The organism is Undibacterium sp. KW1 (assembly GCF_009937955.1).
In the GTDB taxonomy this organism is placed as follows: domain Bacteria; phylum Pseudomonadota; class Gammaproteobacteria; order Burkholderiales; family Burkholderiaceae_D; genus Undibacterium.
In genome coordinates this window covers 5,042,108-5,067,249 of the sequence record NZ_AP018439.1, presented here as the reverse complement: position 1 = coordinate 5,067,249, position 25,142 = coordinate 5,042,108, and the positions used below count along the sequence as shown (strand labels likewise).

Annotated in this window: 22 protein-coding genes; 19 read left to right on the top strand and 3 right to left on the bottom strand. The window is 53.2% G+C overall.

The genetic code is table 11. The annotated features are described in order from the left end of the window. Positions 1–72: 72 nt before the first annotated feature. Positions 73–486 carry a hypothetical protein gene (locus UNDKW_RS22780; RefSeq protein WP_162060597.1) on the top strand — a complete coding sequence of 138 codons (414 nt, stop codon included), beginning with the start codon at positions 73–75 and terminating at the stop codon, positions 484–486. A gap of 43 nt (positions 487–529) precedes the next feature. On the opposite strand, the gene UNDKW_RS31230 is transcribed toward UNDKW_RS22780, so the two are convergent. Further along, positions 530–820: a GGDEF domain-containing protein gene (locus UNDKW_RS31230; protein WP_370529049.1), complete on the bottom strand. Its 291-nt coding sequence runs from the start codon at positions 818–820 to the stop codon at positions 530–532. Further along, a complete protein-coding gene (locus UNDKW_RS31225) occupies positions 817–1,365 on the bottom strand; it encodes a diguanylate cyclase (protein WP_370529048.1) in 549 nt (182 codons plus the stop codon). The genes UNDKW_RS31230 and UNDKW_RS31225 overlap by 4 nt, the downstream gene beginning before the upstream one ends. A 525-nt stretch (positions 1,366–1,890) precedes the next feature. On the opposite strand from UNDKW_RS31225, the gene UNDKW_RS22770 reads away from it, so the two are divergent. The 14 genes from UNDKW_RS22770 to UNDKW_RS22705 all read left to right on the top strand — a co-directional run bounded on the left by UNDKW_RS22770 (position 1,891) and on the right by UNDKW_RS22705 (position 19,045). Continuing rightward, a complete protein-coding gene (locus UNDKW_RS22770) occupies positions 1,891–2,376 on the top strand; it encodes a MarR family winged helix-turn-helix transcriptional regulator (protein ID WP_162060596.1) in 486 nt (161 codons plus the stop codon). A gap of 57 nt (positions 2,377–2,433) precedes the next feature. Further along, on the top strand, positions 2,434–3,966 hold the full coding sequence (locus UNDKW_RS22765; protein WP_162060595.1) for an efflux transporter outer membrane subunit: 1,533 nt from the start codon (positions 2,434–2,436) through the stop codon (positions 3,964–3,966). Next, positions 3,963–5,228 carry an HlyD family efflux transporter periplasmic adaptor subunit gene (locus UNDKW_RS22760; protein ID WP_162060594.1) on the top strand — a complete coding sequence of 422 codons (1,266 nt, stop codon included), beginning with the start codon at positions 3,963–3,965 and terminating at the stop codon, positions 5,226–5,228. The genes UNDKW_RS22765 and UNDKW_RS22760 overlap by 4 nt, the downstream gene beginning before the upstream one ends. Beyond that, a complete protein-coding gene (locus UNDKW_RS22755; protein ID WP_162060593.1) occupies positions 5,228–6,784 on the top strand; it encodes a DHA2 family efflux MFS transporter permease subunit in 1,557 nt (518 codons plus the stop codon). Before UNDKW_RS22760 ends, UNDKW_RS22755 begins: the two co-directional genes overlap by 1 nt. Positions 6,785–6,938: 154 nt before the next feature. Beyond that, entirely contained in the window at positions 6,939–7,367 is a 429-nt protein-coding gene (locus tag UNDKW_RS22750) for a MerR family transcriptional regulator (RefSeq protein WP_162060592.1), read from the top strand. Between the two features lie 54 nt (positions 7,368–7,421). After that, positions 7,422–9,932 (top strand): VIT and VWA domain-containing protein, encoded by a 2,511-nt coding sequence (locus UNDKW_RS22745; RefSeq protein WP_162060591.1) that lies wholly within the window; start codon positions 7,422–7,424, stop codon positions 9,930–9,932. 287 nt (positions 9,933–10,219) lie between these two features. Beyond that, positions 10,220–10,756, top strand: a complete 537-nt coding sequence (locus UNDKW_RS22740; protein ID WP_162060590.1) for a TlpA disulfide reductase family protein — start codon at positions 10,220–10,222, stop codon at positions 10,754–10,756. A 78-nt stretch (positions 10,757–10,834) separates the two neighbouring features. Beyond that, a complete protein-coding gene (gene aroQ, locus UNDKW_RS22735; RefSeq protein ID WP_162060589.1) occupies positions 10,835–11,272 on the top strand; it encodes a type II 3-dehydroquinate dehydratase in 438 nt (145 codons plus the stop codon). A 145-nt stretch (positions 11,273–11,417) separates the two neighbouring features. Continuing rightward, positions 11,418–11,873: an acetyl-CoA carboxylase biotin carboxyl carrier protein gene (gene accB, locus UNDKW_RS22730; protein WP_162060588.1), complete on the top strand. Its 456-nt coding sequence runs from the start codon at positions 11,418–11,420 to the stop codon at positions 11,871–11,873. Positions 11,874–11,983: 110 nt separating this feature from the next. Next, entirely contained in the window at positions 11,984–13,351 is a 1,368-nt protein-coding gene (accC, locus tag UNDKW_RS22725; protein WP_162043138.1) for an acetyl-CoA carboxylase biotin carboxylase subunit, read from the top strand. 452 nt (positions 13,352–13,803) lie between these two features. Beyond that, complete coding sequence (prmA, locus tag UNDKW_RS22720; RefSeq protein WP_162060587.1) at positions 13,804–14,715, top strand: 50S ribosomal protein L11 methyltransferase; 912 nt, start codon at positions 13,804–13,806, stop codon at positions 14,713–14,715. Between the two features lie 7 nt (positions 14,716–14,722). Next, entirely contained in the window at positions 14,723–16,612 is a 1,890-nt protein-coding gene (locus UNDKW_RS22715) for a DUF3426 domain-containing protein (RefSeq protein WP_162060586.1), read from the top strand. Positions 16,613–16,725: 113 nt separating this feature from the next. Next, on the top strand, positions 16,726–17,991 hold the full coding sequence (locus UNDKW_RS22710) for a YjgN family protein (protein WP_162060585.1): 1,266 nt from the start codon (positions 16,726–16,728) through the stop codon (positions 17,989–17,991). Positions 17,992–17,998: 7 nt separating this feature from the next. Beyond that, entirely contained in the window at positions 17,999–19,045 is a 1,047-nt protein-coding gene (locus UNDKW_RS22705) for a M48 family metallopeptidase (protein WP_162060584.1), read from the top strand. 103 nt (positions 19,046–19,148) lie between these two features. On the opposite strand, the gene UNDKW_RS22700 is transcribed toward UNDKW_RS22705, so the two are convergent. Continuing rightward, entirely contained in the window at positions 19,149–19,760 is a 612-nt protein-coding gene (locus UNDKW_RS22700) for a hypothetical protein (RefSeq protein ID WP_162060583.1), read from the bottom strand. Between the two features lie 169 nt (positions 19,761–19,929). On the opposite strand from UNDKW_RS22700, the gene mpl reads away from it, so the two are divergent. The 4 genes from mpl (at position 19,930) to UNDKW_RS22680 (ending at position 25,140) form a co-directional block, all read left to right on the top strand. After that, positions 19,930–21,342 carry a UDP-N-acetylmuramate:L-alanyl-gamma-D-glutamyl-meso-diaminopimelate ligase gene (mpl, locus tag UNDKW_RS22695; protein ID WP_162060582.1) on the top strand — a complete coding sequence of 471 codons (1,413 nt, stop codon included), beginning with the start codon at positions 19,930–19,932 and terminating at the stop codon, positions 21,340–21,342. Continuing rightward, a complete protein-coding gene (locus UNDKW_RS22690; protein ID WP_162060581.1) occupies positions 21,339–21,911 on the top strand; it encodes a YqiA/YcfP family alpha/beta fold hydrolase in 573 nt (190 codons plus the stop codon). The genes mpl and UNDKW_RS22690 overlap by 4 nt, the downstream gene beginning before the upstream one ends. Positions 21,912–21,957: 46 nt before the next feature. Beyond that, positions 21,958–22,524, top strand: coding sequence for a chorismate lyase (locus UNDKW_RS22685; protein ID WP_162060580.1), 567 nt, complete (start codon positions 21,958–21,960; stop codon positions 22,522–22,524). A gap of 501 nt (positions 22,525–23,025) precedes the next feature. After that, positions 23,026–25,140: a ribonuclease catalytic domain-containing protein gene (locus UNDKW_RS22680; RefSeq protein WP_162060579.1), complete on the top strand. Its 2,115-nt coding sequence runs from the start codon at positions 23,026–23,028 to the stop codon at positions 25,138–25,140. Positions 25,141–25,142 lie beyond the last annotated feature (2 nt).

Below are 25,142 nucleotides of genomic sequence, written 5' to 3'. Positions count from 1 at the left end.
ATTTAATTTTGCTGTGCACGCGTGTAAGATGTGGGCATTCTTTTTCAGTACAGATTTGTACCACATCGCACCATGAGCGAAACACCACAACGCTTTAAAGCAGGCGATTTTTACCTGGAGCTGCCCAAGGGCAGTTCCATCTCTGCCGACCCAACTGCTGCGCCAGTCAAAGCAGACAAGCCGGAAACACCCGAGCCCCTGGAAGAGGCGCAATACGTCTATCGCCCAAATGATCCCTTCCAGGCATCAATAGACGAAGCCCGTGCAATTGCCAGTATCAGTAGCAGCCAAAAAAGTTGGGTCAAGAAAACCTGGTTTGCCCTGTTTGTTGTTGGCCCACTGGTCTATGCAGAGTTATTTGCGATAGGCCTGAGCATCAATGGTGATATGGACAGTCCTGGTCTTGCCTTCCTGATTTCAAATGCGCTCATCATGCCGGTCTGGCTGATCTATTACACGATCTGGCGCAGGAAGGTGAAGTCTTAGAGCTACAGAGTTCAGCCACAGAAGTTCAGCCGCAAAAGCATGATCAGGCTGGATGTCCGTTGCTGACGCGTATGCAATTGCGCCCCTGAGACTTGGCGTAATACAGTGCTTTGTCGGCGGCCTCTATCAATTCCAGTGGTTGATTGTTTTCCCTGACGGGGACAAAGGCATCTATGCCAGCGCTGATGGTGACTACGCCGGTGGCATTTCCTGAGTGCCTGAGTTCCAGCGGGTAAATTGCCTGTCTGATGCTTTCAGCGACCTTCATGGCACCGGCAACATCGGTGCCTGGCAATAAAACGACCATTTCTTCAACGCCATACCGTGCGCTCAAGTCCCCTGGCCTGTGTTTACCGGCGGCCACTTACTGATCGCGCGCAGGCATTCATCACCGGCTGTGTGGCCGTAGATGTCGTTATATTGTTTGAAGCAATCGACATCGATCATGATCAAAGCCAGGGAACTGGCATTGCGCATGGCGCGGCTGGATTCATCTTTCAGGACAATATCAAACTGGCGCCGGTTGGCCAGACCCGTCAGGCCATCCTGCATGGCGAGTTTTTCCAGTGTCCGGTTTAATTGTTTGAGAGAGTTGCGTGCCCTGACCAGCTCGGCTTCTGCCTGCACACGCAATGCGATCTGTCGTATCAGGCGTGAGCTTATGAATGCCAGTACGATGACCAGACAGCTCACACCTATGGCGTGAATAATGGCGTTAGATTTCCAGTCCGCCAATACTTCGTCGCGTGACAGGGCGGCAGGAACTACCAGCGGGTATTCATCGAGTTGACGGTAACTATTGAGGCGGACAACACCGTCCTGGGCAGAAGTAAATGTTTTCGTCGCAGCCCTGGCCTGGGGGAGATACTCACGGAACAAGTGGAATTACGAGATATCTTTGTCCAAAGTTTTTTCTTCAAACGGACGCCGTCATAAAATAATGCCTGGGTTGGGCGCTCGGTAATTATGGCTGTCAAGGTGGTCATGAAGGGGCACCTTCCATCATTGTTTAAGGCCACCTGCAATAAGTGGCAAGAGTCTCATAATCTTAATCGGCAAAATCAGTGCAAAATAGATAAATATTATGGAGATTGATTGTAGAGCGCATTGGCAATCAGATATGATTTTCTTCAATTCTGTGCCGTGCCCCCTTTGTTTTTTGCCAGCAAGCCTGTTCCTGCATAGCATGCTATCAGCATGCTATTACTTGTGCCGCGATTGTTATTTTTTGTGACGCAGCAAAAGAATTACTCCATTCTTATCCCTATTTTTGGGCCAATTTCGGTCAATTTCTCCTATGACAGCGACATATATCTTTGTTGCTGCAATCAATTTCCATGCTGCCCTGCAAAAAATTTTAAACTGGTATAAACTGTTGACTAGTCAATGAATATTGTTGCTTCCATGAATCCCGAAAATCAAAATTCAGAGTTTTTTGCTCATCAGGTTGAAGAAAGCGTGGGTTACTTGCTTGCCCGATCCCGCACCATGTTGTCACGTGCCATTGATGAATCCCTGCGTCGCCTGGATATTACCCATGCCCAGGGCAGTGTATTCATGATGCTGTCCATGGGGAGTTGCCATACCGCGGCTGACCTGGCGCGTGAGTTGTTTATTGACTCTGCCGCTATGAAACGCACGCTGGACAAACTTGAAAGCAAGGGTTATGTGCAGCGCATCGTCGATGAGAATGACAAGCGCCTGTTCAAGCTCGCGCTGACCAGTAGCGGCAAGCAACTGGCGGCACAATTGCCCGCCGTGTATTCAGAAGTACTGGATGTGGGTTTTACCGGGTTTGCTCCTGAAGAAATCAGTTTTCTCAAGTATCTCTTGCGCAAATTGCTAGCCAACAGATCTACCCTTGAAGCATGGATGGCAAAGAATAATTAGTTGCTTGGGCAATAAATTCGTTAGCCAATTTTAGTCATCATTTTTGACATCATCCATATGAAAAAATCATTTTTCAAACCAGCCACAGCTGCAGCCAGCCTGCGCCTGCTGCTCAGTGCCTCTGCATTGTGCCTGCTGTCGGCTTGCGTCAGTTATCAGGGCATACAAAGCCAGGCGCAACTCAAGACACTGACGGCGCAAGCGGGAGCCTTCCCTGACCAGGGCGGCAATGCTGGCTGGCCGGATTTGCAATGGGCAAGCAGTATAGGTGGCGCAGAGTTGCAGGCATTGATAGACCGTGCGCTGGCCAACCACCCCAGCCTCCAGGCTGCTGCTGCGCGTTTGCAGGCAGCGCAGGCTGCTACTGCTTTCGTAGGTGCCAACAAATTGCCATCGGCTAATCTGAGTGTCGACAGCACTTACCAGCGCTTTACCGAGCATGGCCTGGTGCCGCCGCCACTGGCAGGTACATACAATACAAATAACCAGATCAGTTTCAATGCCACTTATGAGCTGGACTTCTGGGGCAAGCACAGTGCCGAAATGCGTGGTGCATTGTCGCAGGAAAAAGTCGCGGAAGCCGAAGCGCAAAGCGTGCGCCTGATGCTCAGCAATGCCATCGCCCGTGCCTGGTTACAACTGGCACGCCAGAATGCACAGCTGGAACTCAGCAAGCAGCAACTGGCAGTGCGTGAACAGTTTGACAGCCTGACGCAGCAACGTGTCAAGGCTGGTCTTGACACTAAAGTAGAAGTGCAGCAAAACCTGGTGCAATTGTCTGGCCTTAAAAACGACATCGCCCAGTGGCAGGAAGCGATGGCGCTGACGCGTAACCAGATCGCTGCCTTGCAGGGCCTGGGTCCGGAGGAGGGCAAGCTGATTGTCACACCAAAATTCGCGCCTGCGGCAGATGTCGCTTTGCCGGGTAATTTGCCACTGGAATTACTGGGCCGTCGTCCTGATATCGTCTCGGCGCGCTGGCGCGTAGAAGCGGGGCAGGGTGACATTGAGGTTGCCAGGACCCAGTTCTATCCCAACATCAATATCGCTGGCTTCGTTGGTTTGTCCAGCCTGGGTCTCTCCAATCTGGCCAATAGTGGCAGCGGCATCATAGGTGCAGGCCCGGCCATACGCTTGCCGATATTCGAAGGTGGCCGCCTGCGTGCGCAATTAAAAGGCAAGGTCGCCGCTTATGATGTGGCGGTGGCGACGTATAACCAGAGCCTGACGGATGCCCTGCATGAAGTCGCTGACCAGGTGCAGATACTGCAGGCCAGTCAGTCACAATTGGCTGAGCAGCAAGCCGCCGAGCAGGCTGCCCGCGTTGGCCTGCAACTGGCGCAGCAAAGACAAAAAGCGGGCACTGCCAACAAGCTGCCTGTACTGGCTGCTGAAAGTGCCGTGCTGTCGCAACAAAAACTCTCGCTGGATCTGGCAGTGCGCCATACCGAAGCACGCATCAACCTGATCAAGGCATTGGGCGGTGGATATGAGAGCAAGGCCTTGCCTGCGACCAATGTTACTGCCGCCAGCACCAATCAAACCGTCACTCAATCACTAGTTAAAAACACACCGGAGGCTGCGTTATGAACGCCCCAGATCAAAACAAATCCGTCAGCGTACCTGCTCAGCCTGAATATGCCCCAGATAAAAGCGGCAAGCGCCGGGTACTGCTGATCATCATCACCCTCATCGTACTGATCGCCCTGGCAGCCTATGGCACATGGTGGTACGCAGTGGGCCGCAATTTTGAACATACTGAAGATGCTTATGCCGCTGGCAATGTCGTGCAGGTGACGTCGCAAGTTGCCGGCACTGTAGTTGCCATCCATGCTGATGACACCGACGTGGTGCAGACTGGCAAGCCCCTGGTAGAACTCGACAAGACTGATGCCAAGGTTGCGGTCGATCAGGCCGAAGCCCAGTTGGCTCAGACCGTGCGCGAAGTACGCGTACTGTTTGCCAATAACGGCAGCCTGCAGGCAAATGTCAGCCTGCGCAGCAGTGAAGTCGAAAGAGCCAAGGCTGACCTGGCACGCCGTACCCAGTTGCTGAGCACAGGTGCGGTTTCTTCTGAAGAACTCGAACATGCGCGCAATGCCGTCAAGAGTGCAGAAGCCGCCTTGCAAGCCGCGAGTGAGCAACTGACATCCAACCGCACGCTGACAGAGAACACCACCGTCACCCAGCACCCGAATGTCTTGCGTGCCGCTGCCCGTGTACGTGAAACCCTGCTGGCATTGAGCCGCACCAGCCTGCCAGCACCCATGAATGGTTTTGTCGCCAAACGTGCCGTGCAAGTGGGCCAGCGTATTGCTCCCGGCTCACCTTTGCTGTCCATCGTGCCTTTGAATACCTTGTGGGTAGATGCTAACTTCAAGGAAGTGCAACTCGCCCGCATGCGCATAGGTCAGGAGGTGGAATTGCATTCTGACCTGTATGGCACAGATGTGACTTACCACGGCAAGGTACTTGGCATGTCAGCAGGTACAGGCTCAGCCTTTGCTTTGCTGCCTGCACAAAATGCCAGTGGTAACTGGATCAAGGTCGTGCAGCGTGTGCCTGTGCGTATCAGTCTTGACCCTAAAGAGCTGGAAGCATATCCATTGCGCATTGGTGTTTCCATGCAGGTGCAGGTCAATATCTCGCAACAGCAAGGCGCACCAGTAACGGCGGCTGCCCGCACCGTACCTGCTTATCAGACTGCTGTGTTTGAACAAAACGGTAAAGATGCTGACCAGCGCATCGCCGAGATTATCGCGGCGAATTTGCCGGGTGCTAAAGATCACAAAGACGACCATAAAGAAAATCATAGTGCTGCCGCATTGAAAACCACAGGCAAGGGTGCGTAATGAGCGCGCCACGTCCTCAGGCACCGCATCCGCCACTGAAAGGTGGGCAACTGGCAATGGGCACGCTGGCCCTGTCGCTGGCGGTGTTCATGAATGTGCTGGATTCTTCGATTGCCAACGTATCGATACCGGCCATTTCGGGTAATCTCGGTGTCTCACCACAGCAAGGTACCTGGGTCATTACCTCGTTTGCGGTGGCGAATGCGATTTCCGTGCCACTGACAGGTTGGCTGACGACGCACTTTGGTCAGGTCAGGTTGTTTCTGTCATCTATCCTGCTGTTCGTCATTTCATCGTGGCTGTGCGGTATGGCACCGAATATCGAGATTTTGATTGCTGCGCGTATCTTGCAGGGCGCAGTTGCCGGCCCGATGATCCCGCTGTCACAGGCCTTGTTGCTTGGTAGTTACCCGCCCGCCAAAAGCTCGATGGCGCTGGCGCTATGGGGGATGACGACCCTGGTCGCGCCCATTATGGGCCCCTTGCTCGGCGGGTGGATATCGGATAATTATTCCTGGCCCTGGATTTTCTATATCAATATCCCGGTAGGTTTGTTTACTGCCTGGGCCACCTGGTCCATCTATCGCAAACGCGAATCTGCCATCAAGAGTCTGCCTATCGACAAGGTTGGTTTGTTCCTGCTGGTGGTTTGGGTGGGTGCCTTGCAAATCATGCTCGACAAGGGTAAAGAGCTGGACTGGTTCAATTCTGGAGAGATCATCCTGCTGACTGTGATTGCTGTCATCGGTCTGGTGTATTTCATTGTCTGGGAGCTGGGGCAGGATCACCCTGTGGTTGATCTGTCGCTGTTCAAGGGGCGTAATTTCAGTGCCGGTGTGATTGCGATTTCGATAGGTTATGGCCTGTTCTTCGGCAGTCTGGTCATCATGCCGCTGTGGTTGCAAACCCAGTTATCGTATACCGCAACAGAGGCGGGCAAGGTCATGGCACCAGTTGGTATTTTCGCGATTATCCTGTCACCCATCATAGGCAAGATTTTGCCCAAGGTGGATGCCAGGAAGGTTGCCTCGACTGCCTTCCTGGGCTTTGCCCTGGTGTTTTTCCTGCGCTCACATTTCAATACTGACGTGGACACTGCGACCCTGCTGATACCCACACTGATACAGGGCGCAGCGATGTCGATGTTCTTCATCCCGCTGACATCGATCATCCTGTCAGGCCAGCCCCCGGAAAAAATCCCGGCAGCCTCGGGTTTGTCCAACTTCGTGCGCATCATGTGCGGCGGTATGGGAGCCTCCATCATGACCACCATCTGGGACAGCCGCAGCACCCTGCACCATGCCCAGATCGCCGAGAACACCGGCAGCAGTTTCCCCAACTTTGTACAGACCGTGCAGGGCTTGATGCAGCAAGGCATACCAGAACAAGGTGCCTACGCCATCATCGACCGCACTATCAGCGTACAGGCCAGCACCATGGCCGCGACGGATATTTTCTGGATGTCTGCTTATATGTTCATCGGCCTGATAGGTCTGGTGTGGCTGACCAAACCGAAGAAATCAGCCGCCCCTGTGGATGCGGGCGGGGCACATTAGGCTCCAGGTTCAGGCAGGCAAGAAGAAGCGCTCATGACATGAGCGCTTTTTTTTCGTCTTTTTCAAACTGTTTCATCTCCATCTTGAGGTTTGCTCAGGGGGAGCTTGAAAAGTAAACTTGAATAATAACAGTTTAACTGTTATAAAGTACTGTATGAATACTTATTCTGATAAAAAAGACAGCAGCTATCTGCTCCCTGAACTCTGTTTGATGGCAGAGATGTCAGTACGCACTGTGCGTTACTACATGCAGATAGGTCTGGTCAGCAAGCCTGAAGGCGGGACGCGGGCGGCGCGCTATGGAGCGCAGCATCTCGAACAATTGTTGCTGATCAAGAAGTGGAGTTCTGCGGGGGTATCGCTGGAGCGCATACGTGAATTGTTGCATGGCGCACCAGCCCCGCTGGAAGTAAAACCGCAGCAAATCGGGTCAATTTCTGTCTGTACACATTTAACGGTAGCGCAGGGGGTGGAGCTGGTGATCGATGCTGGCAAAGCAGGCTGGACCCCGGAGCAGCTCAGGGAATTCGTCAGGCAGGCTATCGAATTGGCAGAGCGTATGAAAAACAGCCAGGACGCATGACAGCACGCATAACAACACACGTCAATGCGAATGGCTAGCACAGAGAGGATGAATATGTTTAACCAAAATACAGCCACAATACAATCCAGCCTGGGACAGGCAATGGCCCTGACCAAGGTCAGGGCGACGGGTGTCATACAAGGCATGCTGCTGGACATGCAGCTTACCCAAAGTTTTATCAATCCATCGGACAAAGAACATGTGGAGGTGTTATATACCTTCCCTTTGCCTGTGGATGCAGTTTTGCTGGATATAGAAGTCGAGCTGGATGGCAAGAAGCTATCCGGCGCTGTCGTACCCAGGAAAAAAGCTGAGATCGATTATGAAGAAGCTATCTCTGAAGGCAATACGGCTTTCATGCTGCAAGAAAATGGTGATCGCAGTTATAGCCTCAGTATAGGCAACCTGGCGCCCGGTGAAGCGTGTACGCTGAGCATGCACTACGCACAAAGCCTGCGCTTTGCCGAGGTGGATGGCATGAATGCCTTGCGCATTTGTGTACCAACAGTGATTGCCCCACGCTATGAAATGACAGAGGCGGTCGCGAGCAAAAAGCAAAATCTGTTTGAGTGTCTGACCACTCCCAAGCATGATATACGCGTCGAATATCCGTTTGAGATCAGCTTGCGCCTGGCGGCTGAAGTGGCGGGCGCACGCATTGCCTCGCCCAGCCATCCCATCAGTGTCATGCCTGGCGACGGCGGTACGATAATCAGCCTGTCACGCAAGGGTAACCTCGACCGCGATTTTGTGCTGTGCCTGGATCAGTTCAGCCAGCAGGCTTTCAGTGTCCTGGGACGGGACTATCATCAGCCTGCGCATGTCGCTTTGCTGGCCAGTTTTTGCCCGCAAATTGCTGCTGCTGACATGACTGATGTGGCCGTCAAGTTGCTGGTTGATTGTTCTGGTTCCATGCATGGTGACAGCATACAGGCAGCACGCACCGCCCTGAAAGAGATCGTCGAACAACTCAGTGTCGGGGATCATATTTCCCTGTCACGCTTTGGCAGTGAAGTGCAGCACCGCTCACCGGCGATGTGGAAGTTTGCCAAACCCATCAAGGCGGCAGCGCTGCGCTGGGTAGATGAGCTTGATGCCAGCCTTGGTGGTACCGAGATGGCATTGGCGCTGGAATCTACCTTTGCCATTCAGAGCAGCGGGCGCAGCGATGTGCTGATGATTACCGATGGAGAAATCGACAGCGTCGATAGCCTGATCAGCAGTGCCCGCGCTGCCGGGCAAAGGGTGTTTATTGTTGGCATAGGTTCCAGCCCGGCAGAAGTGCATCTGGAACGCCTGGCCAGGGCCAGTGGTGGCTCTTGTGAATATGTGGCGCCGGGCGAAGACGTGGCACCCGCCATCCTGCGCATGTTCATGAAGTTGCGTTCACCAGTCTGGCAGGATATCCGCATCGACACCGGCTTTGCCAGCCAGCCACTGTGGTCCACGGCTTTGCCTGCAAGTGTCTTCAAAGGTGAAACCCTGAATATGTTTTATCTCTTGCCAGAAAAACCTGAGGGTCAGATGAAGCTGTTTGGCCGCTTGTCGGGGCAGGCAGAAGAAGTCGAATTGGGCAGCCTTGCATTGACAGCGGACTTGCAGGCTGAAAGCAGTTTGTCACGCGTGGCTGCAGCGACTTATTTGTCCGGCATGCAAGGCATGACTGAGCAGGTATCTGTCGTGCAGGAGCTGGCGGTGCAATATCAATTGATCTCAGCAGAAACCAGCTTCCTGATCGTCGAGGAAAGAGCCGAAGATGAGAAACCACTGGATATGCCAGCCTTGATAGAAGTCGCTCACATGTTGCCAGCAGGCTGGGGTGGGCTGGGAGCTATCGCGGGCGGTGTTTGCTCCGCGCCGGTCATGGCTGCGCCCGCTGCCGCCGGTGGTGCGGCCTATTCCTTGTCCATGCTGGCAGCACCTGTGGCTGCTGCGCCGCCGGACCTGCGAAGCAGGCTGGCGACCTGGAAATTGTCGAAACGGGCCGCTCTGGACATGGCTGGTGAATCGGGCGAGCGCTACATGGACGCCAGTAATTTGCCATCGCCTGTCGCAAAATGGTTGGTACTTGATGCAGAGGCAATGCAAGCGTTTTTTGAATACGCCAGCGTTGTCGGGGCAGACAGGGTAATCCGCCGTGACATGCATTACCAGGGGCTGACACCGCTGGGCCTGACACTCTTGCTCAGATACTTCGATGAGCAATTGTGGCCAGACAGTTTTGCCGGGCTCAGGAAGATACTGCTGGGTGAAGCTGTCATTGAATGGCTGGAACTGGCAATCTGGGAAGACTGCAAAGACCAGCTCAGCCCACAGCAAGTCATTAAACTCTTCTTCAGCATCATGGCTGAACCAGAAATGCTGGAACGCCTGCTGCCATCGCAAGAGAAGAGGGCAGGGCTGCAGGTGAGCGGCAGGACAAGTGCGGATACTGCGCAATTGCTCAGTGTGTCAGCAAACCCTGCTGCCAGTGTCAGGCTGGAAGCCCAGCTACGCAAAACAGTGCGGGAGCTTGATGCTGTAACCTGGTCAGAGTCTATCTTTTTGATGAATATGGAAGGGTAGGCAAGCTGTATCAGTCTGAGTCAGGGGCGGGCAGGGACATTTTGCAAGGCATGGTGTCCTGCTTTCGCATCAAACGACTCTCCCCGTATATGTGGTCGAGATAAATAGACTCAGCAGGCCCGGTTTATCCATTTTTAATGTCAAACGCATAATAGAGTTTCGGTGAAGGGAGCCTGATGACGGTTCGCCATCTATCCCGCATCACTTACTTATGCAGCATAAATCTCCCAGCTAGGCTAATATCCCTGCCTTGAGCCGTGATTTTGGATTTATGTGAGTGGGTATTTATGAATAAGAAGTTTATTGGCCTGGCAGTCGCGCTGGGTTTGCTGTTTGCGGGTTTGGGTATCTACGCGGGCAACCGCCAGACCACGCCCAAGCCACCTGCCGACAAGTCGGTCGCGCAATTGATGGCGCAGCAGTTCAAGGATAGCGAAGGTAAACCGCAATCGATGGCGGAGTGGCAGGGTAAGTTCCTGGTCGTGAATTTTTGGGCAACCTGGTGCGCACCTTGCGTGCAGGAAATGCCTGAGTTATCAACCATGCAAGATGGATACAAGGGCAAGTCCATACAGATTTTGGGCTTGGGCATAGATAGCCCGACAAATATTGCTGATTTTGCAAAAAAATATAAAATCAGCTATCCCTTGTTTTCTGCGGGCATGGAAGGTTCTGAGCTGTCGCGTCAATTAGGTAATACTGGTGGCGGCTTGCCGTTTACCGTGTTGATTAATGCCGAAGGCAAGGTCGTGAAATCCTATCTTGGCCGCCTGAAGATGGATGAATTGCATACCGATATTGCCAAATATTCTTTGGAAAAATAGAAGACGCGTCGTTTTTCCTTGCCAATCTGCGTCGATTAGCGGCAAAATGCGGCCATCTTCGTCAAATTGAATGTGACTATGGCGCGCAAACTCTTGCTGCTGAATGGCCCCAATCTGAATCTGCTCGGCACGCGCGAGCCTGCCACCTATGGGGCCACTACCCTGGCTGAGATAGAGGCTGCAGCGCAGGAACAGGCAAAAACAGCTGGCGCAGAGTTGTCATTTTTTCAAAGTAATCACGAAGGCGCATTAATTGACCGCATCCATGCTGCCCGCAATGAGCAAGTCGATGCTATTATCATCAACCCGGGCGGCCTGACGCATACCAGCGTTGCCCTGAGGGATGCGCTGGCAGGTGTGGCGATCCCGTTTATAGAAGTACATATATCGAATGTACATCAAAGAGAATCCTTCAGACATCATTCATACTTGTCTGCAATTGCCAAAGGCGTCATCTGCGGCCTCGGTACTGAAGGTTATCGCCTGGCGATTGACTTTTCCCTGAAAAATATTTAAATTCTCGCATCTTCGCGTAATTTGCTGATAATGTCAGCTTATTTCGTATATAATCCAAACTTCGGCGGCAATTGCAGAGCTGTTTTCCTGCTCAGTATTGTGCGTCCCAATTAATTCAGAACCACTTTTTTCAAGGGGATTCCACATGGATTTAAGAAAACTCAAGACCCTGATCGACCTCGTAGCAGAATCAGATATCGCTGAACTCGAAGTGACTGAAGGTGAAGGCAAGGTCCGCATCGTCAAATCTTCTGCGATGCCGCAAAACCAGGTAGTCATGATGCAGCAGCCGCAGCACCAGCAAATGATGCCAGCTGCCGCGCCAGCCGCCGCCGCTCCTGTCGCCGCCGCACCAGTGGTACCGGATGGTCATATCGTCAAATCCCCTATGGTTGGTACTTTCTACCGTTCTTCTGCTCCTGGCGCAGCGCCTTTTGCTGATATTGGCAAAAGCGTCAATGCTGGCGACACCCTCTGCATTATTGAAGCAATGAAATTGCTGAATGAAATCGAAAGCGATTTCACAGGCACGATCAAACAGATTCTGGTTGAAAATGGTCAGCCTGTTGAATACGGCCAGCCGCTGTTCGTGATTGGCTGATCCAGGCGCGCGTGTGCAAACTCAAGTCCTGTGCCCGTGTTGAGGGCAAAATGACCGGACCGTGTTTCCTGCTCACGCAATTGCAACCATTGCCACCGCAAAGTTAAATCATGTTTGAAAAAATTCTTATCGCCAATCGTGGTGAAATCGCGCTACGCATACAGCGCGCCTGCCGCGAGATGGGTATCAAAACCGTGGTCGTGCACTCTGAGGCTGACCGCGAAGCAAAATATGTGAAGCTGGCTGACGAATCTGTTTGCATAGGCCCGGCTCCGTCGAATTTAAGTTACCTGAGCATGCCAGCCATTATCAGCGCCGCTGAAGTGACAGATGCCCAGGCTATCCACCCTGGTTATGGTTTTTTGTCTGAAAACGCCGACTTTGCTGAACGTGTAGAGCAATCCGGTTTTGTTTTCATCGGCCCGCGTGCAGAATCCATACGCATGATGGGTGACAAAGTATCTGCCAAGCATGCCATGATCAAGGCTGGTGTGCCTTGTGTACCAGGCTCTGAAGGCGCATTGCCAGACGACCCTAAAGTCATCGTACAAACAGCCCGCAAGGTCGGCTACCCGGTCATCATCAAGGCCGCTGGCGGCGGTGGTGGACGTGGCATGCGTGTGGTGCATACTGAAGCAGCTTTGCTCAATGCAGTCACCATGACCAAGACAGAGGCTGGTGCAGCATTTGGTAATCCAGAAGTGTATATGGAAAAGTTTCTGGAAGACCCACGTCACGTGGAAATCCAGATCCTGGCTGACCAGCACGGCAATGCCATCTGGCTCGGTGAGCGAGATTGCTCCATGCAGCGCCGTCATCAAAAAGTTATCGAAGAGGCACCTGCACCTGGCATCCCGCGCAAGATCATAGAAAAAATCGGTGACCGCTGCGCTGCCGCCTGCCGCAAGATCGGTTATCGTGGCGCTGGTACTTTTGAATTCTTGTACGAAAACGGCGAATTCTATTTCATCGAAATGAATACCCGCGTTCAGGTTGAGCATCCAGTGACAGAAATGATTACTGGTGTTGATATCGTGCAAGAGCAAATCCGCATCGCCTTCAATGAAAAGCTGCGCTTCAAGCAAACCGATATCGCACTCAAGGGTCATGCCATTGAATGCCGTATCAATGCCGAAGACCCGTTCAAGTTCATCCCTTCGCCAGGTCGCATCACCTCCTGGCATACACCAGGTGGCCCTGGCATACGGGTGGATTCGCATGCCTACGCAGGTTATTTCGTGCCGCCGAATTATGATTCCATGATAGGCAAGGTCATCGCTTATGGCGAAACCCGCGAACAGGCTATCCGACGCATGCAGATCGCTTTGTCAGAGATGGTGGTGGAGGGCATACAAACCAACATCCCCCTGCACCGCGAGCTGATGATAGATGCGCGCTTTATTGAAGGTGGTACGAATATTCACTACCTTGAGCATAAGCTTGCAGATATGCCGGAGTTGTCGAAGAAAAGTAAGTAAGAGCTTAAGACCTTAAGACCTTTCAACACCGAGTCACGGAGTAAGGCTTTGGAGTGTAGGTTGGGCTACGGTTTACCAGCCCAACACTCGGCGCTGGAATGACGTATATGTTTGTTGAGGCCCAGTGTTGGGCTGATGAAACGTGGCCCAACCTACGAGAATAGGCGGGATGTAAAAAAATGCCGTCAAAAAGAAGCACAGAGAAAACACAAGTTTTTCCCTGTGCTTTTGGCTTTGTTATGGAGCCTCTGTGGTAAGCTTTTTGCTATTGAGATTTTTAACGCATGAAGTTAAACAAACACAGCATATTCATCTTTATATGCGTCGCGTCGATGAGTGATTTTTTCTCTGTGCATCTCGGTGCTGTCTCTGTGGTGAGCCTTTTGGTCTTGAAGTACTTTGAAGTTTCTGGAAGTAATAACGCTGTATATAGAACGTAAGAAAGTAGCAATATGGGCTGGATAGAAATAGTCATAGAAGTAGCGCGTGAGCAGGCTGAGGCTTTGTCGGACGCTTTGATGGATGCGGGTGCCTTGTCGGTGTCCGTGGAAGATGCCGATGAAGGTACGGATGCTGAACGCCCGCTGTTTGGTGAGCCAGGCATGGAACCTGACGAAGCTGCCTGGGATCGCAGCCGAGTGGTTGCCCTGGCCGATATCGATGCCGATCACGCCGAACTGGTGGCTGAAGCTGCCGCTGCGGTTGGCCTGACAGCCGTGCCAGCCTATATCACCCGCAATGTCGAAGAGCAAGACTGGGTGCGCCTGACGCAATCGCAGTTTGCCCCTATCCATATCGGCAAGAATATCTGGGTCGTGCCTAGCTGGCATGATGCGCCTGATCCTGATGCCCTGATCCTGGAGCTTGATCCTGGTCTGGCCTTCGGTACTGGCAGTCATCCCACCACCAAGCTGTGCATGGAATGGCTGGAAGCGCACGCGCCCAAGGATTTGTCTGTACTCGATTATGGCTGTGGTTCCGGCATCCTGGCCATGGTCGCCAGCAAGCTGGGTGCGGCCAGCGTCATTGGTGTGGATATTGATCCGCAAGCAATTGAGTCTGCGAATTTCAATGCCGAGCGTAATAGCTGCCAGATAGAATACGCGCTGCCAGAAGGATTTGGTGCAGCTCATCCAGCCACCCAGAAATTTGATGTGGTCGTGGCGAATATCCTGTCCAGCCCACTCAAGTTGATGGCACCGATGCTGGCGGGCCGTGTTGTCCCTGGTGGCTCGCTGATACTCTCAGGCGTGCTGGCAAGGCAGGCCGACGAAGTGGCCGCAGCATATGCGCCTTTCATCAAGCTCACTGTCTGGGCTGAGCATGAAGGCTGGGTAGCATTGTCAGGTTCTTTGGCTAACTGAGGCGACTATGGCACTGGCGACCCGCTGCCCCCACTGTCAGACTGCCTTCAAGGTAGCCAATGATCAGTTGAAATTGCATGCGGGCCTGGTGCGTTGCGGCTCATGCCAGCAAACCTTTAACGCCGTAGAAAACCTGTTGCCTGGCGATGGGCAAAAACCTGTACCGGCACAAACACCTGCACCAACGCCTGCCAGACCAGCAACTATGGCGAGTGTCGCGACTCCGGCGACAGCGACGGTAGCCACCGTGCCAGCGGCGGCCAGTGCTGCATCAACCACACCATTCACACCAGCAGCACCTGATAAACCTGTTGCACCTGTCAGGCCGCAAGTCAGTGCAGCGGTGCCAGCGTCAGCGGCAAAACCAGTCATGTCTGCTACGGCAAGCGAAGTTGTGGCAGAAAGCAAGCCAGAATCCAAGCCAGAATCCAAGCCAGAATCCAAGCCGCAACCCAAGCAGGACGCCAAGCCACTGCCAGCAGAACATCTGTCATCCCTGATAGAACCTGAGCCCAATTTCGAACAGACGCGTATAGTTCCGCCGTCTCCCGTCACTCCTGTGGGCCGCTTCTTCCCGCCCGATGCGCTGCCGCAAGAAGACATGCTCTTGCCAGACAGCCTGGTGCCGCCAGAAAGGCCAGCAGCTGTCGGCAAGCCAGCAAGCAGCGCGATGGCTAGGCCCGCAACAAAAGTGCTGGCCGCCATCAGCAAGGCCGAGCTGGAATTTGAGGCAGAAGCTTTTGACATGCCCAGGGATAATCCTCCTGCAGCCAGGCCCGCTGTGCTTACTCCCGCCGCTGTTACTCCCACCGTTGTTACTCCAGTCAGTGCGGCGCCCACCACCGCAGAGACGCAAAAGCTTGAGCCTGTGCTCGACCCGCTCAGCCAGTTCAAGGCTGACCCTGAACCGGCAGGTTTAAAAAAAGAACCTGTCATCACTAGCTCATCGGCTCTCGATTTTGACCTCGGTGATGGCGGCTTCCTGTTACCATCTGAAGAAGTGCAGGAAGCTGATCTGTCCCGCATGGAACTGGAAACCCGTGCCGCCCTGATGGACCCACCAACTGCCGACTGGTCAGTCAGCGAAGGTGCAGAAGAGGTAGCAGACAGCAAGAAAAAACTACCGGAATTCCCCGCCACTGAAATAGCCGATGCGCATGGTGCCAGCAAGGTCTGGCGTCATAAAGACCATGCTGACATCGCCACGCCAGATGAGGCTGTTTCCATCAATGATGAAGTTGGAACCGACACTGCCGCCAATACCGCGGATGAAGTACATGGTGAATCCTATATAGGCGAGGCCGAAGCTGCACTCGCCCAGCAGGCTGCTGCCAATGAAGACTCCAGCAGTGATCCTGAAGAAGAGCTGGCCAAACCCAATTTTGTCATCCAGGCAGAAAAACAGCGCTCACGCAAACGCATGGCCAACATCATGCTGGGCCTGATGGTTGGTTTGTTGCTGCCTTTGTTGTTGGGCCAGTCTGCCTATATCTTCCGTAACCAGCTCGCTGCACGCGTGCCAGAAACCAAACCCTGGTTGCTGCAGGCATGCAAATACCTGGGATGCCAGGTGGCTTTGCCGGCACAGATAGATAAGATTGCCGTTGATTCAAATGAATTGCAAAACCTGGCACCAGAACGCAATGTCTTCATGCTGGTCATGCAAATCCAGAACCAGAGCGATGTCGTGCAGGCCTGGCCAAATATAGAACTGGTCCTGAACGACGTCAAAGACAAGCCCCTGTTGCAGCGTGCTTTTACCCCGGCAGACTATCTGGCCGAAAAAGACAAGCTGGCAAAAGGCTTTGCAGCTGGCGGCGAACAAAGCATCAAGCTGTATTTTGAGCTGCCCGTACTTAAACCTGCGGGCTTTCACGTAGGTGTGTTTTATCCTTGATAGACTGATAAAACCATACTCGCCAATACATCCTGATCCATATATCCGGTACAGCGAAGCCGGAAAATTTATTTGCATCTGATCACAGATAAACATTACAACCACGTTCAGCAATGCAAATCCATCAAGACGCCGAAGTCTGGCTGCCCACAGTCCCCCTTGTTGAATACCAGGAGTGGACGAACGAGAACATCGATGCCCTGGACATTGATCCTTCACCTGCAACCACAGCCGCAGCCATCGCCAGCAAGACCGGACAGCCGCGCATGCCTGACTGGTATCAACTCAGCTTCAGCGGGACTGGCAAAGAGTATTTTCGTATCTGGGTCGTCAATCTTTGCCTGAGTCTGGCAACACTGGGCATTTATTCGGCCTGGGCCAAGGTCAGGCGGCTGGAATATTTTGACCGCAATACCAGTCTCGCCGGTGCCAGTTTCAATTTTCATGGTGAGGCAAAAACCATCTTGCGTGGCCGTATTGTTGCCGTGGTTTTACTGTTCTGTTATCACTATCTGTTCACTTTGTCAAAGAACCTGGCATTGCTCTTTTTCGTCATATTCGTGCTGGGTTTGCCTTTCATGATGCGCAGCGCCTTGCGTTTTCGCTTGCATCAGACCAGTTACCGTGGCTTGCGTTTCCAGTTCCATGGCTCGGTACAGGATGCCTATGCGGCCTATGCACCGGTTGCTCTCGTGATCCTCTTGCCGGGTCTGTTTGGTGCGCTGTTTCCTGAAGAAAGCTATATGGCATTCTTCGCTTTTCTGGGTTATATTTTCTGGCCCTGGCTGCATGCCAGAATGCGTATCTACCAGCATGACAATATCAGCTACGGTAATTTGCGCGCCAGTTGCGACATGAAAAGCGGGGCCTTTAGCTGGAGTTATGTCGGCGTATTGCTGGCACTGTTTTGTTCCCTGATTGTCGGCATTTTTCTGAGTGGCATAGTTGCCGTCATCATAGAAAAAAATGGTGGCAGCCTGTTGCAATACATCCGTAGTACCAAAGACGTTTTTTTCATGGTCATAGGATTTCTCATGCTGCTGGCTGCGGTGCTGGCCGCAATCGGGTGCCTGAGCTATATACAGGCCGTGGCTTGGAATAAATCCTGGGACAACACCAGCTTCCCAGGTATAGACATAGACTCTTCACTGCCATACTGGCCTTACTGGCGCCTGCAGGTGAAAAATTTTTTCTTCACCTTGTTCAGCCTTGGCTTGTACCGGCCATTTGCTGTCGTGGCCGTGTATCGCTTTCGCCTTGCGTATGTACGTCTGCTGGCAGAAGAACTGGATCAGGTGCAAGCCATCAGCAGAGCCGGGCAGACGCAAGCCACTGGCGACAGTTCTGCCGACATGTTTGGCTTTGATTTATCCTGGTAATTGCCCCATGATTAAAGCCAATTATTTCGACCATCGCCAGAGCCGGATACAACCCATCCAGCTGGATTTGCAACAAGATATTGTGAATGTCATTTTTGATGGCAAGCAATATCCCGTCAGGAAAAAGAGATTGCAGGTGTCAGAGCCCTTTGAGCATGCGCCCTGCATACTCAGTTTTTCAGATGGCAGCCATTGCGAAATCCATGACAGGGCAGACCAGCAAACCCTGCTGGATTTTCTTGATTACCGGCCCAGCCTGGTGCAGCGCTGGCAAAGACAATGGAAATGGGCACTGGCAGCAATCACCGTGATGGCGGCCTTGCTGCTGGCCGCGCGTGAATGGGGCGTGCCTTTATTGGCTGACAAGATCGCTGCGCGCCTGCCAGGCAAGTATGAACAGGCCCTTGGCGACGAAGTCATGAAACTGCTGGACAAATCAGTGCTGAGCCGCAGCCATTTAAGTGATCACCGCATAGCCCAGGCCAAGGAAGCGATAGAGCGTGTCATGCCCGAACATGGCCGTATACCCATGCGGCTGGAAATCAGGAATGCACCGGACATAGGTGCCAATGCCTTTGCCCTGCCAGGTGGCACCATAGTCGTTACCGACGCCATGATAGAGATGCTCAGTACCAGTAAAGACCGTGGCCTGAGCCCGGCAGGGGCGGAAGAACTGGCGGGCGTGCTGGCGCATGAGATCGGCCACGTCGAAGGCAATCATGGCATGCGCCGTCTGGTGCGTGATGCCATGGTGACGGTGATTGCGGGCAGTCTGTTTTCTGATTTCAGTTCCGTCGTCAGCCTGGCGTCTGCCGGGGTCGTGAATATGGAATTTTCGCGTGAAATGGAAACCGAAGCCGACGGCTATGCGATCAGGCGCATGAAGGAAACAGGCTTGTCACCCGCCCGCCTGGCCGATGCGCTGGAACGCATGGAAAAAATGCACAAGCGTGAAGCCGCACAAGAATCCACCACCAAGCGTATCACCCAATACATGTCCAGCCATCCGGCGACCGAAGACAGGGTGGCAAGGTTCAGGGCGGCAGCACGTTAAATAGATAGGTTCAAGGTCACCAATTCCCCACCTGTCTGAAGCAAAACAAGGGCGGATGAGTGAACTCTGACTTAAGCATAGGTATTTAAAGACGGGGCATCACTTATTTTGTATCGGGATCTGCTTGATCTTCCGCCATGATGGCACGCAAGCCTGAGGCATTGGCGCGCTCTGTAGCCTTGCCATGGCCGCTGCGTATATCGTCCTGATCGCGCAAGATCAGGTGTACACCTTCATTCTTGTACATGAAACTCAGGGTTTCTATGCTTTCATTGCGATTATTGAAATTTTCAGAAACCTCGAACTGCACATCCTTGTTTAATAAGTAAATGGCAACTTCTTTGGTATTGTCGGCAAACAGATGCAAATGAATGTCGGAATGGTTGCCAGCCGTGCCATTCAGTACCGCACCTACGACATAAGGATTGTAGCGTGCCAGTTCTTCCATCAGTTCAAGGGTGAGTTGTCGCAAATGCAATAAGCGCTGTGGCTGGGTATCGCCAAAGAACAGTTCATTGTATTCGCGTACTTCCTGCTCTATCTGGGCATTGTCAGGCAGGACATCGCCCTTGACTTTATGGTTGCCCAGCAATTGCTTGGCTGCCTTGCGCTTGGCCGAGGCATAGTCGGCCCCATCCTCGGCGATCATGCGCGCCGCCAGCGCCGCAATCTCAGCCCGCAGACTCTCTGCTTCATTCGGTGTATGGATCATCATGGGGTAATCATAACTGAAACCTTGGTTAAATCCAAAGACAAGACTTCAAGCCAGAGAAATGCCAATTTTTTGCCTATGTAGTCATAGGTTTTCAGCTTCTGTTACGAGTGGTGACAAGAACATGCCTTCTCTCAGGTAGAATTGCGGGATTCTGGAATTTGGTTCAATTATGCATATTCATATTTTAGGTATCTGTGGCACTTTCATGGGTGGCCTGGCCGTATTGGCAAAAGAAGCAGGTCATACCGTGACGGGCTGTGATGCCAATGTCTATCCGCCCATGAGCACCCAGCTCGAATCCCAGGGCATCAGCCTGACCCAGGGCTTTGGGGCTGAACAGATAGCGCTGGAACCTGATTTATATGTCATAGGCAATGTCGTTTCGCGCGGTAACCCGCTGATGGAAGAAATCCTCAACCGTGGCCTGCCCTATGTATCTGGCCCGCAATGGATGGGCGAACATATTCTGCATGACAAGTGGGTACTCGCTGTCGCTGGCACGCATGGCAAAACAACAACGTCAGCCATGCTGGCCTGGATACTCGAATATGCCGGTTACGCACCTGGCTTTCTGATCGGTGGCGTGCCGCTGAACTTTGGTATCTCTGCCCGTTTATGGGGCAACCATGCCTCTGACTTTTTTGTCATCGAGGCTGACGAATACGATACCGCCTTCTTCGACAAGCGCAGCAAGTTCGTGCATTACCATGCCAAGACAGCCGTACTGAACAATCTGGAGTATGACCATGCCGACATCTTCCCCGATGTTGCCGCCATAGAAACCCAGTTCCACCATCTGGTGCGTACCGTACCTGGCGTAGGCCGCCTTATCGTCAATGGCAATAATGACTCGCTGGAACGTGTGCTCAAACGCGGCTGCTGGAGTGAAAAAGAATTCTTTGGTAATGAGCAGGCCTGGCGTCTGCTCATGCAAGACGGTGAAGACTTTGATGTCTATTTCAACGACCAGTTGCAAGGCAGGGTGCAATGGAATTTGAATGGCGAACATAACCGCCAGAATGCACTGGCCGCGATTGCTGCTGCCCGCCATGTCGGCGTCACACCAGAAATTTCGATAGAAGCCCTGGCTCAGTTCGTCAGCGTCAAGCGTCGCATGGAAGTGCGTGGCGTGGCCGATGGCGTCACCGTCATCGACGATTTTGCCCATCACCCTACAGCAGTTGCTACAACGGTGGAAGGTTTGCGCCACAAGGTCGGCAATGCCCGCATCCTGGCTGTGCTGGAACCACGTTCAAACACCATGAAGCTGGGCACCATGAAACAGGCCTTGCCTGGCAGCCTGGAACGAGCTGATCTGGTATTTGGTTTTGGCGAGGCGGATGGCAAATCAGCTTTAGGCTGGGACCTGGCAGAAGCCCTGGCACCATTGGGTGACAAGGTTGCCTGTCATCACAAGATAGATCAACTGGTGCAGGACATCGTCAGCAAGGCCAGGGCCGGCGACCATGTACTCATCATGAGTAACGGCGGCTTTGGCGGCATACACCAGAAATTGCTGGATGCGCTGCAAGACCGCGCGCAGCAGTCTGGTAATCACGGTAATAGGGCAATTGCAGCATGATCCTCTACCTGCACGGCTTTCGCTCATCGCCAGATTCTTACAAGGCGCGTGTCATGCTTGCGCATATGGCGAAGCTCGGCCGTAGCGAAGAGATAGCCTGCCCCGACCTGTCACCCTCGCCGGCGCTGGCGATACAACAGGCCGAGGCCTTGCTGGCCGGGCACAAGGCAGAAGACATCTGCATCATAGGCTCATCTCTGGGTGGTTATTATGCGACCTGGCTGGCAGAAAAATACGGCTGCAAAGCCATCTTGCTGAACCCAGCCGTCAAGCCACCGCGCGACCTGGAAAGCTATGTAGGTGTAACCACTTATTACCATAGCGATAGAGTCTTTGAATTCAAGGCAGAATACGTGGCTGAACTGCGCACACTCGCTGTGGAACAGATCAGCCAGCCTGAACGCTATTTTTTGATTGCCGCGACTGGCGATGAAGTGCTGGACTGGCGCGAAATGGTCGCCCATTATCCGCAAGCCAGGCAGTTCGTGATTGAAGGCAGTGATCATGGCATAGCAGAATTTGCTGATTACCTGGATCAGGTGATGGCCTTTGCGGATGGCAGGGCCTGATTTGGACGCAGCGATTTTGCACACGAGTTTGCAGACAAGTAAGCAAATGCGGCGCCCTCTGGCCGCGCAATGGTATGCGCATGTGAATGCTGTCGATACCAGTGCGCTGATGGAAGACTGGCTCAGCAACCGCGATTCGCTGACTGCCAGGCTGGTAGCCAGGTGCCAGCAGTTTCGCGTACAGCGTTTGTCGCAGCACAAGGCAGTGTGCCTGCAGGATGAATATGCTGCCATAGGTTTACCGCGTGCCATGAAGGTGCATGAACGCGAAGTGTTTTTGCGTTGCGATGGCGAGGCCATGGTCTATGGCCATACGATAGTGCCGCTGAGTGCCACGGCGAACGAATGGCCGCTGTTTCATGCACTAGGTGAAAAGTCTTTGGGCAGCACCTTGTTCAATGACCCGCTGGTGCGCCGTGGTGATTTGCATTACGCCAGGCTACGCCAAAGCCACCCGCTGATACGCCGCATCGTGGCGAGACAGCCGGAGCTGGCAGGCGTGCACAGCATGCTGGCCCGCCGGTCTTTGTTCTGGCGCAAGGGCGGGTGTTTGCAGGTGACGGAAGTGTTTTTGCCTGGGGTTGAGGGTTTGCGGATTATTGAAAAGCGTTAAGGACTTAAGACCTTAAGACCTCTCAACACAGAGGCACTGATGAGGGAAAGGTTGCTTGCAGACAGCCTTCGTTACGCAGGCGAACGGCATGCCGTTCGAAACCCCAGCTGGACCACAGAGGGGCACAGAGAAATGCAGAAAAGATTTAGAGAGAAGCAGGCCAGCATCGTATAAGTGAAGTGGTACTACCAATGTCGTCATTTCTGCGGAGGCAGGAATCCATCGGGCTGGCGATCCAGCGGCGTTTGTAGCAAGCTAATGTAGCCAAAACGCAAGCCGCAATGTATTTACTCCTCTCCTTGGAAGGGAGGGGAATTGAATAGGTATTTGAATGATTTTCGCTTTGCTGATAAAGCAAAGTAAGAATAGAAACAATAAACGTTTCAACCAATAGTAACTGACAACAGCAGGGTAAAAAAAGTGCAAAGATTTTCTCTTGCTTTTCTCTGTGTCTCAGTGTCTCTGTGTTGAGCTTTTTGGTCTTAATTAAAGAAGTATTGAATGAATTTATTTTTCGAAGAATCCGGTGATTTCAAGGCAGGCAGCATCATGACGCATGCTGGTGAGGCTTATCAGGTCGAGATGGCCAGTGGCAAGCGCACGAAGGTCAAAGCCAAGGATGTGCTGCTGCAATTTGCCTCGCCCGATCCCGCCAGCCTGATCGAACAGGCCAAGGCCGCTGCGGCTGAGATAGACCTGGAATTTCTGTGGGAAGTCGCCGGACAGGAAGAATTTGGTTTTGCTGAGCTGGGCACAGAATATTTTGGTCATGCACCACAACCGGTAGAAGCCGCAGGCCTGATCTACGCCCTGCATAACGCCCCCATTTATTTCTACAAAAAAGGCCGTGGCCGTTACAAGGCCGCGCCTGAGGCGTCGCTGAAGGCTGCACTGGCCGGTATAGAAAAGAAAAAACAGCAAGCCTTGATACAGGCTGGCTATGTCGAAGAACTCAAGCAAAACCATCTGCCAGAGGCGATGAAATCGCTGGCACTGCAGCTCTTGTTCAAGCCCGACAAGAACAGCATAGAATACAAAGCCCTGGCAGAAGCCTGCGATGCCATGCAAATGTCACCACAACGTCTGATGCTTGCCGTCGGTGGCATTGCCAGCCCCAAGCATTTGCACCTGGCCAAATTTCATTACGAGCATTTCCCAAAAGGCGTGGGCTTCCCGGCGATTACCTTGCCAGCTTTGCCCACTGATTTGCCCGTGGCAGATGTACAGGCTTTCTCCATCGATGACGTTACCACCACCGAGATTGATGATGCTTTCTCTGTCGTTGATCTTGGCAATGGTCAGTTGCGTGTGGGCATACACATTGCCGCGCCAGCACTGGGCATACAGCGTGGTGATGCGATAGACCAGATGGCACGTGGCCGCATGTCCACCGTGTATATGCCTGGCGACAAGATCACCATGCTGCCGGATGAACTCGTCAATGTCTACACCCTGGGGGCAGGCCAGACCCGCCCGGCAGTATCGCTGTATGCGACTTTGAATACTGAAGACTGGTCTGTCATCAGCACCGAGACCAGGGTAGAAGCCGTGCCCATGGCCAGCAATCTGCGTCACAATGATCTCGATGCGCTGGTGACTGAAGACAATCTTGCCAACGATGCCGGTGAATACCCGCACAAGGCCGACATCGCCCAACTGTGGAAATGGGCGCTGGTGCTGGAGCAGGGCCGTATGGTCAAGCGCGAAAGCTTTGGCATGAAGCCTGAGCAAAACAATCGCGTCGATTTCAATTTCTATGTAGAAGATGATGTGGTCTCCATCGTGCGCCGCAAGCGTGGTGCGCCGCTGGACAAGATCGTCGCCGAACTGATGATCTTTGCCAACAGCACCTGGGGCAAGCTCATGGCTGACCATGGCATCCCTGGCATCTACCGCGCCCAGGGTGTGGCAGGTGGTCGTGGCCCCGGCGGCTGGACAGCGCGCATGCAGGTACGCATGCTGACTCATGCCGCGCCGCATCAGGGCCTGGGTGTCGATCAATATGCCTGGAGCACATCGCCACTGCGCCGCTATACCGACCTGGTTAATCAATGGCAAATCATCGCCTGCGTGCAACATGGCATCACTGCGCCGCTGGTCGCCACCTTCAAACCCAAGGATGCCGACCTGTTTGCGATAGTCTCCGGTTTTGATGCCGCTTATGCCGCCTATGCTGATTTCCAGAACAATATGGAACGCTACTGGTGTCTGCGCTGGCTGGGCCAGCAAGAGCAGCGCCAGGTCGAAGCTGTTGTTTTGAAAGACGAAGTCTTGCGCCTCGTCGATATTCCGCTCATCATCCGTTTGCCGGGCATGCCACAGACAGCACGCGGTGCCCAGGTGCGCCTGGATATCCTGCGCTGGGATGAAGTCGATCTTGAAGTCGAAGCGCGCCTGCTGGAATTGTTATCTACCGTCACCGAGCTTGAGGAAGAAGAACTGGACGACGAAACCAGCACTGAAGTTGCAGAAGACTTCAGCGCAGAAGAAGGCGCACCTGCAACAGAGACAGTAGCAGAGGCGGAGAGCGCGCCAGCAGAGGTGGCAACTGAGCTTAGCAATGAACTTGCCAATGACGACGCGAATACTCCAGACGAAGAACAGCCACAAGCCTAGTA

Excerpts from the sequence above, each read along its gene's own strand:
- UNDKW_RS22710 (WP_162060585.1), top strand. The coding sequence starts at position 16,726 with ATGCAAATCCATCAAGACGCCGAAGTCTGGCTGCCCACAGTCCCCCTT.
- accB (WP_162060588.1), top strand. The coding sequence starts at position 11,418 with ATGGATTTAAGAAAACTCAAGACCCTGATCGACCTCGTAGCAGAATCA.
- UNDKW_RS22745 (WP_162060591.1), top strand. The coding sequence starts at position 7,422 with ATGTTTAACCAAAATACAGCCACAATACAATCCAGCCTGGGACAGGCA.
- accC (WP_162043138.1), top strand. The coding sequence starts at position 11,984 with ATGTTTGAAAAAATTCTTATCGCCAATCGTGGTGAAATCGCGCTACGC.
- UNDKW_RS22740 (WP_162060590.1), top strand. The coding sequence starts at position 10,220 with ATGAATAAGAAGTTTATTGGCCTGGCAGTCGCGCTGGGTTTGCTGTTT.
- UNDKW_RS22715 (WP_162060586.1), top strand. The coding sequence starts at position 14,723 with ATGGCACTGGCGACCCGCTGCCCCCACTGTCAGACTGCCTTCAAGGTA.
- UNDKW_RS22690 (WP_162060581.1), top strand. The coding sequence starts at position 21,339 with ATGATCCTCTACCTGCACGGCTTTCGCTCATCGCCAGATTCTTACAAG.
- UNDKW_RS22765 (WP_162060595.1), top strand. The coding sequence starts at position 2,434 with ATGAAAAAATCATTTTTCAAACCAGCCACAGCTGCAGCCAGCCTGCGC.
- mpl (WP_162060582.1), top strand. The coding sequence starts at position 19,930 with ATGCATATTCATATTTTAGGTATCTGTGGCACTTTCATGGGTGGCCTG.
- UNDKW_RS22780 (WP_162060597.1), top strand. The coding sequence starts at position 73 with ATGAGCGAAACACCACAACGCTTTAAAGCAGGCGATTTTTACCTGGAG.
- aroQ (WP_162060589.1), top strand. The coding sequence starts at position 10,835 with ATGGCGCGCAAACTCTTGCTGCTGAATGGCCCCAATCTGAATCTGCTC.
- UNDKW_RS22705 (WP_162060584.1), top strand. The coding sequence starts at position 17,999 with ATGATTAAAGCCAATTATTTCGACCATCGCCAGAGCCGGATACAACCC.
- UNDKW_RS22760 (WP_162060594.1), top strand. The coding sequence starts at position 3,963 with ATGAACGCCCCAGATCAAAACAAATCCGTCAGCGTACCTGCTCAGCCT.
- prmA (WP_162060587.1), top strand. The coding sequence starts at position 13,804 with ATGGGCTGGATAGAAATAGTCATAGAAGTAGCGCGTGAGCAGGCTGAG.
- UNDKW_RS22700 (WP_162060583.1), bottom strand. The coding sequence starts at position 19,760 with ATGATGATCCATACACCGAATGAAGCAGAGAGTCTGCGGGCTGAGATT.
- UNDKW_RS22685 (WP_162060580.1), top strand. The coding sequence starts at position 21,958 with ATGCGGCGCCCTCTGGCCGCGCAATGGTATGCGCATGTGAATGCTGTC.
- UNDKW_RS22680 (WP_162060579.1), top strand. The coding sequence starts at position 23,026 with ATGAATTTATTTTTCGAAGAATCCGGTGATTTCAAGGCAGGCAGCATC.
- UNDKW_RS22755 (WP_162060593.1), top strand. The coding sequence starts at position 5,228 with ATGAGCGCGCCACGTCCTCAGGCACCGCATCCGCCACTGAAAGGTGGG.
- UNDKW_RS22750 (WP_162060592.1), top strand. The coding sequence starts at position 6,939 with ATGAATACTTATTCTGATAAAAAAGACAGCAGCTATCTGCTCCCTGAA.
- UNDKW_RS22770 (WP_162060596.1), top strand. The coding sequence starts at position 1,891 with ATGAATCCCGAAAATCAAAATTCAGAGTTTTTTGCTCATCAGGTTGAA.